The organism is Candidatus Pelagibacter communis (genome assembly GCF_001180225.1).
GTDB lineage: Bacteria > Pseudomonadota > Alphaproteobacteria > Pelagibacterales > Pelagibacteraceae > Pelagibacter > Pelagibacter ubique_D.
This window is the reverse complement of record NZ_CVST01000058.1, coordinates 99,690-114,128: the sequence shown is the minus strand read 5'-3', so window position 1 is coordinate 114,128 and position 14,439 is coordinate 99,690. Positions and strand designations below refer to the sequence as shown.

Below are 14,439 nucleotides of genomic sequence, written 5' to 3'. Positions count from 1 at the left end.
ATGATAAATATTGTGAACATATAATAGTTTCATATAAAAAAAATAAATTTAGTAAAACCAATATTATCGGTACATACAGGTTACTTAAGCAGGAAAATAGTGGGAATGTAGGATTTTGTACAAGTGAAGAATATAATTTAGACAATTTAATTAAATCACCAAAATATAACAATTTATTGGAAGTAAGCAGATCATGTATTCACAAAGATCATAGAAATAAAAATGTACTACAATCAATGTGGAAAGAAATTCATAGATACGTAATATCAAATAAAATACAGGGTTTATTTGGTACAGCTAGTTTCTTACACACGGATTATAAAAAAATAGAAGATGAGCTAATCTATTTGCAACAAAATTTTATAATGAATAAAGAAGTTGAGGTCACAGCAAATCCAAAAATGTCAATAAATATTGATTACAATAAAAAAGTCAAACCATCTTTAAAATTAATTAAAAATCTTCCAACATTAATTAAAGGATACCTGAAGCTAAATGCTAAAATTGGAAATGGTGCAATCATTGATCCTAAATTTAAAACTATTGATATATTTGTTTTTGTAGAATTTAATAAGATTGATACAAAGTATTTAGAAAAATTCTCTTACTAATATTGTGGAAATATTAAAAAAAATTACAAAATATTCTTATATACAAAATCTATACTCCGAAAATTATAATAACTTTAATAACAAAAATTTTTGGGACGAAACTCTTAAAATTTTAAATATTAAATATAACGCTCAAGGAATTCAAAATATACCTTCAATGGGACCAACTATCTTAGTTGCAAACCATCCTTTTGGTATATTAGACGGTTTAATACTTTCTTCTATAGTCTCTAATATTAGGAAAGATTACAAAATTCTTATAAATAATGAATTAACAAAAATTGATCATATCAAAGAATATTTATACCCTTTAAAATTTAGCACTAATAAAAAAGATGTTGTCTTCAATATTAATAGCAAAAATAATTCTATAAATCACATAATGAACGGTGGTTGTTTAATCACATTTCCGTCAGGTGAAGTTGCTACATCTAAATTCATATTTGATAACCCAAAGGAAAGAAAGTGGAAACCATTAATTGGTTCTATTATAAAAAAAAGTAATCCAACAATAATACCTGTAAAATTTTTTGGAAAAAATAGTAAGTTTTTTCAGTTTACAGGATTTATAAATAACAATTTAAGAAGAGCTTTATTTATTCGTGAACTCTTAAACAAAAAAAATGGAACTTTCAAAGTTATAATCAATAAACCTATTCATGAATTTAGAACAAAAGATTTAACTAATGAAGAGATTTCCGAAAATTTAAAAAATATTGTAATAAGTATTAATTAGGAGAAATATTATCAAAAAATATTTTTGCTGTTTCTTCCCAGCTATATTTTTTCGCAAATTCTAAACAATCTTCTCTACTAACTTTTAAAGCTTTCATAGCAGAAGCTTTTAAATCATTGTCCAAAGTATCAATTTTGGTTCCACCTAAAATGTCTTTAGGTCCCGGTACAGGATAAGCTGCAACAGGAGTTCCACATGCCAAAGATTCTAAGACAACAATACCAAAAGTATCGGTTTTGCTTGGAAATACAAAAACATCAGATGATGCAAAGTGGGAAGCTAATTCGCCATTAGTTCTTTCCCCTAAAAATGTATCATTGGGAAACTTCTTCTTTAAATTTTCAAGATCTGGCCCCTTTCCAATTATAAGTTTAGTTCCCTCTAAATCTAAATCTAAAAATGCTTTTATATTTTTTTCTACCGCAACTCTTCCTACATAAATCCAAATTGGTCTTTTATAAGGTAAATCTCTTTTTTGTGGATTTTTAAAAGCACCATGATTACCTCCTCTTGTCCAAGTTACCATCTTGCTATTATCAATTCCTAAATCGATCAATTCTTTTCGCATCGACTCTGTTGTTACTAAAATTCTCTCTGCTTTATTATGAAAATTACATAAAAATTTTTCCGACCATTTAGCCGGTATGATTGGCATATAAAGTTTCATGTACTTATCAAATCTAGTGTGAAAGCTTGTAGTGAATTTTAATTTATGTTTTATACAATATCTTCTTGCCATAAAACCTAACGGACCCTCTGTTGCAATATGAATTGCATTTGGATTTATTGATTTAATTAAATTTGCTACTCTTGGCCAAACATTTAAAGACAATCTAATTTCATTATACTTTGGCATTGGTACAGTCATGAACTGTTGAGGTGTTATATATTCAATTTGATGACCTTGAGATTTTAATATTTCACCAGTTTCATGGAGAGTTCTAACAACACCGTTAACTTGTGGATAATAAGCATCCGTTACAATTAAAATTTTCATTAAGATGCTTTTTTTAGTTGATCACTTTCTTCTGTATTAGATGTTAACACTTCATCATCTTCTACATTTACATAATCTTCTCTAATTTTGTCCCAATAAATTATTTCAAAAGTACCATCATAATTTTCAGCAAGTGCAGTACAAGACTCAACCCAATCACCACAATTTAAGTAATTTACTCCATCAAAATCTTCATTTGTAGCATGATGAATATGACCACAAATTATTCCGTCAAATTTCTTTTTCTTACCGTACTGGGCAATTGTTCTTTCATATTCACCTATATATTTTACAGCATTTTTAACTTTATATTTTAAATACTTAGCCAAGGACCAATAAGTCTTGCCTCTCATCTTTCTAAAGAAATTAATAACTATGTTAAGTCTTAATAGCATTTCATAGGCTACTGAACCTAACTTAGATAGCCATTTAGCATATCGCATAACACCATCCCAAGCATCGCCGTGAACAACTAAATATTTTTTATTTTGAACCGATTGATGAATTACTCTGTTTATCATTTTGATTTGCCCAAAATGCATAGGAATAAACTTCCTAAATATTTCATCGTGATTACCAATAACATAAAACACCTCTGTTCCATGACGAGCTTTTCTTAATATTTTTTGAATTACGTCGTTGTGTGCTTGCGGCCAATAAAAGTTTTTTTGTAATGCCCACACATCTATAATGTCTCCAACGCAATACAATTTTTCAGATCTTGTATTCTTAAAAAATTCTAACAATTTCTCCGCTTGGCATCCCTTTGTTCCAAGGTGAACATCTGAAATAAAAATACTTTTATATTGTAAAATGGGTTTCACTATGCAGCTCCAATCTAAGATAATTATTCTCAATTAATACTAGAATCATTGATATTGTTGTGCCATAGTAATGTTAAAGATTTATTAAAATAAAAATAACGAAATAAAATGAAATTTTGCTTTATTTATAATAAAAAAGCTTCTTCAGGAAGAAAATCCAATTTTATAAAAAAAATTTGCAGCAAGTTAAAATTATCTCATCATGTTGATCTCTTTGAAACCATTACTGAAAAAGAAGCTGAAGATTTATTTAAACAAATCGTAAAGCAAGATTACGATAGATTAGTAGTTGCTGGAGGTGATGGCTCTGTGTGTTTTGCCATCAATCAACTAATCAAAAATAATTTTCAACCAAAAGAAAATTTTGCAATTGGATATGTACCAGCTGGTACAGCAAACATTTTACAAGCAGAACTTGGAATGTCTAAAAATATAAACAAAATTTTACAAACATTAACGTCGGATAACTTAGAAAAAACTAATCTTGTTAAAATTAATGACAATTATTTTATTCTCATGGCTGGCATAGGTTGGGATGCTCAAATTGTTCAATCTATAAATTCTAAAATTAAAAAAATATTAGGAAAAGTAATATTTGGAATTAAAGGATTAGAAAAATTTATTTTTATGAAAAATACTAAGATTAAAGTAAATATTGATAACGATGAATTGTTAGCAGATTGGGTATTATGTTCGAATAGTAGATATTATGCGGGACACCATAAAATAACAGATACAAATATTTTTGAAGAAAAATTTACAACATATATCTTTAAAGATTTAAGTAGAATGAAACTTTTATACTATATTTTTTTAATTATTTTTAATGGCAATCTTAATAAATCAACCTCAGTAATCACAAAAAATACAAACAAAGTTAAACTTAAAACTTTTAATAAAAGCATACCCATACAAATAGATGGCGATAATTTTGGCTCGCTTAAAGATATAGTTATCAAATCTTCTAAAAGAAAATTTAATTTACTAAAAGCAGCCTGAAATTATTATTTACTTCATTTTGAAAGTTTGCAATAATTTAATCAATTTAAATATAATTAGGAGTTGATATGAAAAAAAAACTAAAAAACTTTGAAAAGAAAAAACAAAAATTAAGCAAATCAATTCATAAATTAAAAAATAAAATTAGTTTAAAAGAAAAAAAACTAGATAAGATCAGTGTAAAAGTTGCAAGTGTAGAGAAAAAAATTGCTGAGAAAAAAGCTAAAAAACTAGCTAAAAAAAAAACTAATCAAAATCAAGCATCAGTAAATAATTAAAGTTCAATTCGTCTTTCCTCTTCTTAAATTCTAAGAAGAGGAAAGTGATTAACTCACAAAATTTTAAAATTAAGAGGTAAGAATAATTTAGAAACTTATTAAAATTTTGTTCTAAACTTTTAGAATTGAAATATTTCAAAAATATAAACTAATTATTACAAGATTATTACTTTTTCGAAACTCTTCCGTACAAATCTTGAAATCTTACAATATCAGTTTCCTTTAATATTGATCCAACTTGAGCTTCCATAATTTTAACTGGTTTTTGTCCAGGGTTTTGAACTCTATGAATAGCTTCTAGTGGTATAAATATATGCTCACCAGGTTTTTTAATAATTGTCTCTTTGTTTAGAGTTATTTTAGCATTTCCTTGAGTAACCAACCAATGTTCAGCACGGTGATGATGTTTTTGCAAACTTAAAATGCCTTTTGGTTTTACATAAAGTTCTTTAATTAAAAATTCTTTGCCTTCGAATAGGTTTGTGTATCTACCCCATGGTCTGTAATAAACATTTTTCTTCTTAATGTAATTGTTTTTATTTTTTTCATACATTTTTAAAATCTCTTTCCAACTTCCAAGATCTGACCAAGGTATATCTAATTTGATTGCATTAATTTCTTTGGTTTTTTCAAGGATTGCATAATCAAAAGATTTAGCAGTTGCTTTTATAAATGAAGATTTATTTAAATGATAAGTATTTGATTTATATTTTGCCTTATTAACCGACGTTACACAATTTCTATATATAGTTGGACTGTATTTTTTAAAGTTATTAATGATTGAATCTTTTCTAAGATAAAACATTCCTGAGTTCCAATATCCATTTTTTCGAATGATTTCTTTTGCTTTTGCTTCTTTAGGTTTTTCAATAAATCTAGTTACTTTATTAATGTTACCTTTAATTTTTTTAGTTAAGAAATAACCGTAATCACTTGTCGGGGATTTTGGTTTGATGCCAAATACAAAAATATTATTTTCATTAAGATTGGACTTATTTTTATTGATGGCCTTATTAAATATATTCATCTTCTCAATCAAATGATCAGCTGTGAAAAACATTAGTGGCTGATTATCAGGAATATCTTTTATTAAAGCTGTGCTTAAGATAGCTGGAGCTGTGTTTCTTTTTGCTGGCTCTACAACAATTTTATATTTATTGATTTTATTTTTTCTTAAATGTTGTTTAACTTTACTTAGATATTTTTTGTTTGTACTTATAATAGGTGTATCGTAAATGGATGCTTTTGTTCTCTCTAAGGTTTTTCCAAGTAAAGTCCAATTTCCAAAATCAATAAACTGTTTAGCTTGATGATTTTTGGAATTAGGCCAAAGACGGGTACCAGCACCACCACATAAAATAACTGGTCTTATTTTCATTAAATCTCGGAGTAATCTTTAACTTCCTTTTTCTTACCTGGATGAGTAGGAGCACCTAAATATGCTGGTCCAACTGTTTGAGCATATTTCCATAAAGTACCAGATCCAAAGTCAGATTTTTTAGCTTTCCATTTTCTTCTTCTTGAAGCTAATTCCTTTTTAGAAAGTCTTACATTGATAGTTCCTTTTTTGGCATCAATATCAATGATGTCTCCATTCTTTAATAGACCTATAGGACCCCCTAGAGCGGCCTCAGGGCCTACGTGACCCACACAAAAACCTCTTGTAGCACCAGAGAACCTTCCATCAGTTATAAGGGCTACTTTCTCCCCTTTTCCCTGGCCGTAAATTGCCCCAGTTGTAGATAACATTTCTCTCATACCTGGACCTCCAACTGGTCCTTCGTATCGTATAATAATTACATCACCATCATTATACTTTCTACTTTGAACAGCTTTCATAGCGCTTTCTTCATTATCAAAGCATCTTGCTTTTCCAGTAAATTGTAATTTTTTAAGTCCTGCAACTTTAACTATTGCTCCTTCTGGAGCTAAGTTTCCTTTTAACCCAACAACACCACCTGTTGGTGATAATGGATCTTTGTAAGATCTCATTACTTTTTGTTTAGGATTAAACTTAACATTTTTTAAATTATCTTTCATGGTTTTACCTGTAACAGTCATACAGTCTCCATGAATGTATCCACCTTCATATAAAGTTTTTAATAACATTGGAACACCACCTGCTAACCACATATCTTTTGCAACATATTTTCCACCTGGTTTTAAATCAGCAAGATAAGGTGTTCTTTTAAATATTTTTGCAACATCCATTAAATCAAATTTAATACCTGCTTCATTAGCAATAGCTGGTAAATGAAGACCAGCATTAGTTGATCCCCCTGTTGCAGCAACAACTGTTGCAGCATTTTCTAAAGCTTTTCTTGTTACAATATCTCTTGGTTTAATTTTTTTCTGTAAAAGGTTCATAACCATTTTACCACTTTCTTTTGCATACTTATCTCTTTCTTCATAAGGAGCAGGTGTTCCTGCTGAATAAGGTAATGCTAAACCAATTGCTTCTGAAACACATGCCATTGTGTTAGCAGTAAACTGACCACCACAAGCACCAGCACTTGGACAAGCAACTAATTCTAATTTTCTAAGTTCAGCTGCTGACATTTGACCAGATGAATGTTTTCCAACTGCTTCAAATACATCTACCACAGTTACATCTTTTCCTTTGTAAGTACCTGGAAGAATGGATCCTCCATAAATAAATACACTTGGTACATTAAGTCTAACCATTGACATCATTAAACCAGGTAAAGATTTATCACAACCAGCAATACCAACTAATGCATCATAACAATGTCCTCTAACAGTAAGTTCAGCCGAGTCTGCAATAACCTCTCTTGATATTAATGAAGATTTCATCCCTTCGTGTCCCATTGCAATTCCATCAGTAACTGTAATTGTACAAAACTCTCTTGGTGTTCCACCATTAGCTCTAACACCTTTTTTAACTGATTGTGCTTGTCTCATTAAAGCAATGTTGCAAGGTGCTGCTTCATTCCAAGTTGAAACTACTCCAACAAAGGGTTTTGCTACATCTTTTTCAGTTTCACCCATTGCATAGTAAAAAGATCTATGCGGTGCTCTATCTGGTCCTAATGATGTATGTCTACTTGGAAGTTTCTTTTTATTAAATTTTACCATTATATACCCTTTATTGTTACTGATATTTTTTCAATATCATTCTTTAAATTATTATAATTAGTTTTTTCTTGTTCAACAATCTCTTTTGGAGCACGATCTACAAAACTTTTATTCTCTAATCTTTGAGAAATTTTATTCATTTCTTGTTCTAATTTACTTTGTTTATTTGTTAAGTTTTCTTTGATTAATTTTAAATCTACATCTTTATCAAAATAAATTTTGAATAAGTCACCTGAAACAACCATTGTTGCAGCAGGTTTTTCTAAATCACTATCAAGTATGTTGTTTATTCTTCCAAGTTTTTTTAAGATAACTTCATTTTTCTTGATAAATTCTTTTTGATTATCATTTATACCTTTAACTGAAACGTCAATAAATGATCCTGGGCTAACATTTAGCTCATTTTTAAAGGATCTAAGTTCTGAAATTATATTAATGATATTTTCTACCTGCTCAGTACTATTATCTTTATTAACTTCTCCTGTTACCCAATTTTTATGCATCAAATAATCAGTACTATTTTTATCAAATTGGTCTTTAAGCCATATTTCCTCGGTTACAAACGGAATAAATGGATGAAGTAAGATTAATATTTGTTTAAATACATAAGATGATACTTTTTTAACTTCTGCTTTTGCATCATTATCATCTGAAAAAAGAATAGTTTTAGATAACTCTAGATACCAATCACAATATGAATGCCAAGCAAACTGATATGCATTTTTTGCAGCTTCATCAAATCTATAATCTTCAAGATTTTTTTGAATTTTATTCTTTGCTTCTATTAACTCTGAATATATCCATTTATTAATATTTACGTTTAAATTAGGCAGATCATCAATATCTTTAAAATCGCATTCATTTGTTATTAAAAAGTTGTTAGCATTCCACAATTTATTTAGAAAATTTCTATAACCTTTAACTCTATCTTCCGATAATTTTACATCTGTCCCAGGTGAAGCCATTGATAGTAAAGTAAATCTCAACGCATCAGCACTATATTTTTCAATTAAATCTAGAGGGTCAATTACGTTTCCTTTTGATTTAGACATTTTCTGTCCTTTTTCATCTCTTACAAGTGCATGAACATATATATCTTTAAACGGTTCTTTATCTAAAAATTCTGTTCCAAACATAATCATTCTTGCAACCCAGAAAAAGATAATATCAAAACCAGTTACCAATACTGAAGTTGGATAAAATTTCTTTAAATAATCATCTTCTTCTGGCCACCCCAAAGTAGCAAAAGGCCATAAACCAGATGAAAACCAAGTATCCAAAACATCAGGATCTCTATTTAGTTCTACTTCTTTTTTATAAAATTCTTTTGCTTGAGATTTTGCTTCTTGTTCATTTATAGCAACAAAAATTTTATTATCTGGTCCGTACCATGCAGGTATTTGATGCCCCCACCACAATTGCCTGGAAATACACCAAGGTTCAATATTGTTCATCCATTGAAAATATGTCTTAGACCAATTTTCAGGAAAGAAATTTGTTTTTTTTGAATTAACAACTTCTTTAGCTTTAACAGACAGTTTACTAGCATCAGCAAACCATTGTTCTGTAAGAAAAGGTTCAATTATAGAATTAGATCTATCACCATATGGAACTTTATTTTTAATATTTTCTTCTTTCACAAAAAATTCTTTTTCTTTAAGTTCCTTTAAAATTCTTTTTCTAGCTTCAAATCTATCAAGACCTACGTAATGCTTAGGAGCATTTTCATTTATCTTACCTTCTTCAGTAAAAATATTTATAATTTCAAGATTGTTTCTTTGACCGACATCATAATCATTAAAGTCATGTGCAGGGGTTATTTTTAATGCACCTGTACCCTGTTCAGGATCAGCATAATCATCTTCTATAATTTTTATTTTTCTACCAACAATTGGAATTGTTACTGTTTTACCAACGAAAGATTTAAACCGATCGTCTTTAGGATTTACAGCTATAGCAGTGTCACCTAGCATTGTTTCAGGTCTTGTGGTTGCTATAGTTATAAATTCACTAGTTCCATCTATAGGATATTTAATATAGTAAATTTTTGAATTTACTTCTCTTTGATCTACCTCTAAATCTGAAATAGCTGTCTTAAGAACAGTATCCCAGTTTACTAACTTCTTATCTTTGTAAATTAAACCTTTATTATAAAGTTCTACAAAAACTTTGATGACTGATTTGGATAAATTATCATCCATTGTGAATGCATTTCTTGACCAATCACAAGAACAACCAAGTTTTTTTAATTGATTGATTATTATGTCGCCATATTGCTCTTTCCACTCCCAAACCTTTTCAATAAATTTATCTCTACCAATCTCATTCTTATCTATCTTTTCTGAGGTTAGTTTTTTCTCTACTAAAGCTTGTGTTGCAATACCAGCATGGTCAGTTCCTGGTTGCCATAAAGTTTCATAATTATTCATCCGGTGATAACGAATTAATAAATCCTGAATAGAATTATTTAATGCATGACCCATATGAAGACTTCCAGTTACATTGGGTGGAGGAATTACTATTGAAAATTTTTTAGAATTTTCTTTTGGTTTAAATAATTCGTTTTTTTCCCAATATGAATAAATCTTATTTTCAACTTCAGAATGGATATATTTATCGTTACTCATTGATTTTAAAGTTTATAATTTAATAATCTTATTTAACAATAATCAATTTGGATCGTTATTTAATAGACTAATATAAAAAATTTAATATAAAAAGGCCTGAAGCTATTCGTCTAAAACAAGATGGCAACGTGGCGGAATGGTTACGCAGAGGATTGCAAATCCTTGTATCCCGGTTCGATTCCGGGCGTTGCCTCCAAAAAAAATCTTGTTTTAGTTTTAAAAAAAAGTAAGTTGTGATTTTTACATTCCTCGGTAGCTCAGTTGGTAGAGCAGTTGACTGTTAATCAATTGGTCGCAGGTTCGAGTCCTGCCCGAGGAGCCAAAAAAAAGATTAATCTAAAAATATTAAGAATAAGTAATTAACCAAAGGGGTCCTAATTGGTTATGACTAAACTGCTTTAGAAATATTTGATCCTAAAATTTGTAATGTTTTGTTAAATTTTAATTTTTGATCAGCATTAAGTTCTGAATAAACTTTTGCTAAAAAATTATAATTAACATTCATATGTCCTTCTTGTGATTTTTCTAAATTAACTAAATATTCTGAAAAATCTTCGAAGAAATAATTTATTGGTACTTTTAAATAATTTGAAAGTTGAAGTAACCTAATTGAACTTACTCCATTGGTTCCTTTTTCATATTTTTGAATTTGTTGAAATGTTACGTTAATTGCTTTTGCTACTTTTGTTTGGGTTAAACCTAAAGCCAATCTTCTTAACTTAAGTTTGTTCCCTAAGTGTTTGTTGAAATTATCTTCCATTAAGACCCCTCTTAATTAAATTTTAAAAGTCTATTGAACAAATTTATTTCAACTACTGCAATAGAAAAATTTATTTATTTTAATAGAAAAACCTTAAAAACTAAAAACCTGTCAAGTAATTGTTGAGATTGAAGTATATAAAAAACTTTACAAAATTTGACTTAAGAAAAGCTTAGTACGATCACTCTTTGGATTAGCAAAAAACTCTTTTGTGTCAGCTTTTTCTACTATCATACCTTCGTCCATAAAGATCATTTTATCTGCAACTTCTTTGGCAAATCCCATCTCGTGAGTAACCACGATCATTGTCATACCTTGATTAGCTAAATCAACCATCACATCAAGAACTTCCTTAATCATTTCAGGGTCAAGGGCTGATGTTGGTTCGTCAAATAACATAATTTTTGGCTCCATGCATAGTGCTCTAGCGATTGCGACCCTTTGTTGCTGTCCACCAGATAATTGACCTGGAAATTTTTGAGCTTGGTCAAGAATTTGAACTCTTTCTAAATGTTTTAGTGCTAATTCTTCAGCTTCTTTTTTAGGCATTTTTTTTACCCAAATTGGAGCAAGTGTGCAGTTATCTACAATAGATAAATGTGGGAATAAGTTAAATTGCTGGAATACCATTCCAACTTCAGCTCTAATTTGTTCAATATTTTTTGTATCTTCAGTTAATGTATTACCATCAACAATAATATCTCCTTGCTGATGCTCTTCTAATCTGTTTATGCATCTAATTAAGGTTGATTTACCAGAACCAGATGGTCCACAAACTACAATTTTTTCTTTTGGTTTAACTTCTAAATTTATGTCTTTTAATACTTGGAAATCTCCAAACCACTTATTAACATTTTTAATTTGAATAATACTTTCAGACATAATTATCGCTCTGTTTTATATTTTTGTTCTAGATTATAGCTATACTTACTCATTGCATAACAAATAATCCAGAAAATTATTGCTGCAAATACATAGCCTTCCATTGCAAATCCTAACCATTCTGGATTAGTTTTTGCTAAATTTAACATTCCAACGATCTCTAATAAACCAACAACAAATATTAAAGGTGTATCTTTTACTAATGCTAAAAAAGTATTAGCAATACCTGGAATTACTAATTTAAGTGCTTGAGGTAAAATTACAAATATATGCATCTTCCAATATCCCATACCTAATGATTTTGCTGCCTCGTATTGGCCCCTTGGTAAAGCTTGTAAGCCCCCTCTTATTACTTCCGCAACATATGCAGCTTCAAATAATGAAATTGCAATAATGGCTCTAACTAATTTATCTATGAAAAAGTCTTCCGGTAAAAACATTGGAAACATTACAGCAGACATAAAAAGAACTGTAATTAGAGGCACACCTCTCCAAAACTCAATAAATCCTACAGATATATATCTAATCAAAGGTAAATCTGATCTTCTTCCCAAAGCAAAAGCCATTCCTATAGGAAAACAGAAGATTAAGCAGAAGAACGAGATAATAAATGTTAGAGACAATCCACCCCACGCTCCTGTTTCAACCCAATTTAACCCGTCAAGTTTACCTAGTTCAATTAACTCTTCATAAAAAACAAAGTATTTCAGAGCTATATAAATAGTTAATGGAACAATTAAAAAATAGTAAAACTTAAATCTACTTGGAATAAAAAATCCAAGAATGACTGAAATAACTGCAGCAATTATTCCGTAAGAAAAATCGAAAAATACAGGTCCACCAGATATAAAAAAGAATATAAACAAAAATGCAATAAAAGGATAAATAACTACATAGTATAAAGTTAAATACTTTTTAAATTTCTCTGTTGCAAAATAACCAACAGAACCAAGTAATGCTAAAGAAATAAAAGATAAATTTATTCTCCACTGCTCAGAATTTGGATACATTCCATACATAAATCTATTGAACCAAACTTTGATATATGTCCAACATGCACCTGTTCCTGAACAAACATCTTTACTATCTCCTGCAAAACTAGCATCAACAAAAAACCAACTTAGAATTGGTGGCGTTGCTTTGATTATTACAAAAATAATTAATAATGAAAGAACAGCATTAAAACCATTGGTATTGATATTTTTGTTTAGACTATCTAAAAATTTGTAACCACTATGCTCAATTCTAATAAAGTGAAGACCTATAAATCCAATCACTAAAGGAACAACAAAACTTAACAACGTTGGTAGGAATCCTGTTATGTTAACATTAAAAAATGAATTCAAAAATACATCTAAAACACTAATAAAAAATAACAAAGAACCTAAATACAAAAACGTATTCAAATTATTTTTATCAGGTCTTAAAAAGTTTATTTTTGACATTTATTTTTCCTTAATAGCAATTCTTTTATTGTACCAATTCATTAGTATAGAAATTGAGATACTTAAACTTAAGTAAGTAAGCATAGTAATAGAAACGATCTCAATTGCCTTTCCTGTTTGCATTAATGCAGTACCTGCAAATACTAAAACTAAATCTGGATAAGCAATTGCGGCAGCTAATGATGAATTTTTAGTTAAATTTAAATATTGGTTTGTAGTTGGTGGTATTATAATTCTTAAAGCTTGAGGCATTACTACTAATTTTAAAACTTGATTTGGATTTAAACCAATCGATGCAGCAGCCTCTTTTTGGCCCTTTCCAACTCCTTGAATTCCAGCTCTAACACACTCTGCAATAAAAGTTGCTGTATATAATGCTAAAGATAAAGTTAATGCTATTAATTCAGGAGGTAAACTTACACCACCTTCGTAAATAAATGATGTAGTTGCAAGTTGTTTTAATTTTGGAATTTCAAACGAGAGACTTACCCCGCCAATAACAAAACTTAATAAAGGTAATATAAAAATTAATCCTATAGATATCCATAAAACTGGTAACTGTTTACCTTCGTTTTCTTGAACTTTTCTTGCATGAATTCTTATAACTACAATAGCAATTATTGCTGCAACTATTGAATAAAAGAAAACATTAAAGTTTTCCCAAACAAAAGCTGGAACATAAAAGCCTTTGATTGTTAAAAAGAAGACACCAAACATTGCATCAGCATCTTGAGGTAATGGCAATGCTCTTAAAGCAGCAAAATACCAAAAAAATATTTGTAAAAGTAATGGAATATTTCTGAAAAATTCCACATAGAATGCTGCAAATTTATTAATAAGATAGTTTGGTGAAAGTCTTGCAACACCAACTATAACTCCAAGAATAGTTGCAAATATTATTCCAATAACAGAAACTAAAATAGTATTTAATAATCCAACTAAGTAAGCTCTAAAATAAGAATGTGATCCGTCATATTCAATTAAAGAAAATTGAACATCAAATGATGATTCTTGAGATAAAAAACCATATCCAAAATCAATACCTCTATTTTCCATATTGACTTGGGCGTTATAACTAAAGAAACCAAAAACTAGTATGACTGCTAAAACCGTAACTAACTGGGGAACTATTTTTTGTAATTTGAAGTTCATTTAAGAGCTTATAAAAAAAAGGGCTAGAAAAA

13 protein-coding genes and 2 tRNA genes are annotated in these 14,439 nt (G+C 29.1%); 6 read left to right on the top strand and 9 right to left on the bottom strand.

Features of this window, described 5'->3' with window-relative positions; all coding sequences use genetic code 11:
- Together AMN99_RS04910 and AMN99_RS04905 are read left to right on the top strand one after the other, a co-directional pair.
- On the top strand, positions 1-611 hold a 611-nt coding region (locus tag AMN99_RS04910; protein ID WP_075506702.1), incomplete at its 5' end, for a GNAT family N-acetyltransferase.
- A gap of 4 nt (positions 612-615) precedes the next feature.
- The gene (locus tag AMN99_RS04905) at positions 616-1,347 is read left to right on the top strand and encodes a 1-acyl-sn-glycerol-3-phosphate acyltransferase (RefSeq protein ID WP_075506701.1); all 732 of its coding nucleotides are present in this window, start codon (positions 616-618) and stop codon (positions 1,345-1,347) included.
- On the opposite strand, the gene AMN99_RS04900 is transcribed toward AMN99_RS04905, so the two are convergent.
- Together AMN99_RS04900 and AMN99_RS04895 are read right to left on the bottom strand one after the other, a co-directional pair.
- Positions 1,340-2,344, bottom strand: a complete 1,005-nt coding sequence (locus AMN99_RS04900) for a glycosyltransferase family 4 protein (RefSeq protein WP_075506700.1) — start codon at positions 2,342-2,344, stop codon at positions 1,340-1,342. The two genes, AMN99_RS04905 and AMN99_RS04900, sit on opposite strands and share 8 nt — an antisense overlap.
- Positions 2,344-3,168, bottom strand: coding sequence for a UDP-2,3-diacylglucosamine diphosphatase (locus AMN99_RS04895; protein ID WP_256998118.1), 825 nt, complete (start codon positions 3,166-3,168; stop codon positions 2,344-2,346). Before AMN99_RS04895 ends, AMN99_RS04900 begins: the two co-directional genes overlap by 1 nt.
- A 108-nt stretch (positions 3,169-3,276) precedes the next feature.
- On the opposite strand from AMN99_RS04895, the gene AMN99_RS04890 reads away from it, so the two are divergent.
- Both AMN99_RS04890 and AMN99_RS04885 read left to right on the top strand, forming a co-directional pair.
- Positions 3,277-4,167, top strand: a complete 891-nt coding sequence (locus AMN99_RS04890; protein ID WP_075506699.1) for a diacylglycerol/lipid kinase family protein — start codon at positions 3,277-3,279, stop codon at positions 4,165-4,167.
- Positions 4,168-4,235: 68 nt separating this feature from the next.
- Positions 4,236-4,445 carry a hypothetical protein gene (locus tag AMN99_RS04885; RefSeq protein ID WP_075506698.1) on the top strand — a complete coding sequence of 70 codons (210 nt, stop codon included), beginning with the start codon at positions 4,236-4,238 and terminating at the stop codon, positions 4,443-4,445.
- A gap of 166 nt (positions 4,446-4,611) precedes the next feature.
- Here AMN99_RS04885 and AMN99_RS04880 read toward each other — a convergent pair whose 3' ends face one another.
- From AMN99_RS04880 to AMN99_RS04870, 3 genes are read right to left on the bottom strand one after another with little or no spacing between them, the layout of a single operon-like run.
- Complete coding sequence (locus AMN99_RS04880; protein WP_075506697.1) at positions 4,612-5,823, bottom strand: sugar phosphate nucleotidyltransferase; 1,212 nt, start codon at positions 5,821-5,823, stop codon at positions 4,612-4,614.
- The gene (gene ilvD / locus AMN99_RS04875; protein WP_075506696.1) at positions 5,823-7,541 is read right to left on the bottom strand and encodes a dihydroxy-acid dehydratase; all 1,719 of its coding nucleotides are present in this window, start codon (positions 7,539-7,541) and stop codon (positions 5,823-5,825) included. The genes AMN99_RS04880 and ilvD overlap by 1 nt, the downstream gene beginning before the upstream one ends.
- The gene (locus tag AMN99_RS04870) at positions 7,541-10,168 is read right to left on the bottom strand and encodes a valine--tRNA ligase (RefSeq protein WP_075506695.1); all 2,628 of its coding nucleotides are present in this window, start codon (positions 10,166-10,168) and stop codon (positions 7,541-7,543) included. The genes ilvD and AMN99_RS04870 overlap by 1 nt, the downstream gene beginning before the upstream one ends.
- 122 nt (positions 10,169-10,290) lie before the next feature.
- Here AMN99_RS04870 and AMN99_RS04865 point away from each other — a divergent pair.
- A tRNA-Cys gene (locus AMN99_RS04865) sits at positions 10,291-10,364 on the top strand.
- A gap of 50 nt (positions 10,365-10,414) precedes the next feature.
- Positions 10,415-10,490 (top strand) — tRNA-Asn (locus AMN99_RS04860).
- Between the two features lie 66 nt (positions 10,491-10,556).
- Here AMN99_RS04860 and AMN99_RS04855 read toward each other — a convergent pair.
- The 4 genes from AMN99_RS04855 to AMN99_RS04840 form a co-directional block, all read right to left on the bottom strand.
- Positions 10,557-10,928, bottom strand: coding sequence for a helix-turn-helix domain-containing protein (locus tag AMN99_RS04855; RefSeq protein ID WP_075506694.1), 372 nt, complete (start codon positions 10,926-10,928; stop codon positions 10,557-10,559).
- A gap of 147 nt (positions 10,929-11,075) precedes the next feature.
- Positions 11,076-11,810, bottom strand: a complete 735-nt coding sequence (locus AMN99_RS04850) for an amino acid ABC transporter ATP-binding protein (RefSeq protein WP_075506693.1) — start codon at positions 11,808-11,810, stop codon at positions 11,076-11,078.
- A 2-nt stretch (positions 11,811-11,812) separates the two neighbouring features.
- Positions 11,813-13,255, bottom strand: a complete 1,443-nt coding sequence (locus AMN99_RS04845) for an amino acid ABC transporter permease (protein ID WP_075506692.1) — start codon at positions 13,253-13,255, stop codon at positions 11,813-11,815.
- On the bottom strand, positions 13,256-14,407 hold the full coding sequence (locus AMN99_RS04840; protein ID WP_075506691.1) for an amino acid ABC transporter permease: 1,152 nt from the start codon (positions 14,405-14,407) through the stop codon (positions 13,256-13,258).
- Positions 14,408-14,439: the final 32 nt, after the last annotated feature.

Coding starts and splice junctions, on each gene's coding strand:
- AMN99_RS04885 (WP_075506698.1), top strand. CDS start 4,236: ATGAAAAAAAAACTAAAAAACTTTGAAAAGAAAAAACAAAAATTAAGC.
- AMN99_RS04900 (WP_075506700.1), bottom strand. CDS start 2,344: ATGAAAATTTTAATTGTAACGGATGCTTATTATCCACAAGTTAACGGT.
- AMN99_RS04870 (WP_075506695.1), bottom strand. CDS start 10,168: ATGAGTAACGATAAATATATCCATTCTGAAGTTGAAAATAAGATTTAT.
- AMN99_RS04845 (WP_075506692.1), bottom strand. CDS start 13,255: ATGTCAAAAATAAACTTTTTAAGACCTGATAAAAATAATTTGAATACG.
- ilvD (WP_075506696.1), bottom strand. CDS start 7,541: ATGGTAAAATTTAATAAAAAGAAACTTCCAAGTAGACATACATCATTA.
- AMN99_RS04890 (WP_075506699.1), top strand. CDS start 3,277: ATGAAATTTTGCTTTATTTATAATAAAAAAGCTTCTTCAGGAAGAAAA.
- AMN99_RS04850 (WP_075506693.1), bottom strand. CDS start 11,810: ATGTCTGAAAGTATTATTCAAATTAAAAATGTTAATAAGTGGTTTGGA.
- AMN99_RS04840 (WP_075506691.1), bottom strand. CDS start 14,407: ATGAACTTCAAATTACAAAAAATAGTTCCCCAGTTAGTTACGGTTTTA.
- AMN99_RS04855 (WP_075506694.1), bottom strand. CDS start 10,928: ATGGAAGATAATTTCAACAAACACTTAGGGAACAAACTTAAGTTAAGA.
- AMN99_RS04880 (WP_075506697.1), bottom strand. CDS start 5,823: ATGAAAATAAGACCAGTTATTTTATGTGGTGGTGCTGGTACCCGTCTT.